The organism is Vibrio sp. OPT46, from assembly GCF_015163535.1.
GTDB classification, from domain to species: Bacteria; Pseudomonadota; Gammaproteobacteria; order Enterobacterales; family Vibrionaceae; genus Vibrio; species Vibrio alginolyticus.
In genome coordinates, this window is record NZ_JADDYG010000097.1 from 1 (window position 1) to 352 (window position 352).

1 pseudogene is annotated in these 352 nt (G+C 44.9%); it reads right to left on the bottom strand.

The features are described 5' to 3' along the window. Positions 1-347: pseudogene (gene cca, locus IQR33_RS04825) on the bottom strand (multifunctional CCA tRNA nucleotidyl transferase/2'3'-cyclic phosphodiesterase/2'nucleotidase/phosphatase); the annotation flags it as partial. Positions 348-352 lie beyond the last annotated feature (5 nt).

Consider the following 352-nt stretch of genomic DNA (forward strand, 5'->3'; position numbering starts at 1 on the left):
ATAAAGGCGTCTGATACATGGCTTAGCAGTTTATCGTTGAGATCTTGCTGGCCACCATATGGGTCATGGATCGTGCCATCACTCTCCATTGCCATCGCGTTAATGGTTAAATCACGACGTATCAAATCTTCTTCTAAGGTGACGTTTTGATCGAAGAAACATTCAAAACCAGTGTAACCAGAACCTGACTTTCTCTCTGTTCGTGCAAGGGCATATTCTTCTTTACTTTTGGGATGCAGAAATACAGGAAAGTCTTTACCAACGGCGGTGTATCCTTGGGACAGCATCATCTCGGGCGTCGCGCCTACGACCACCCAGTCGTTGTCATAACTATCAATTCCGAGCAATTTAT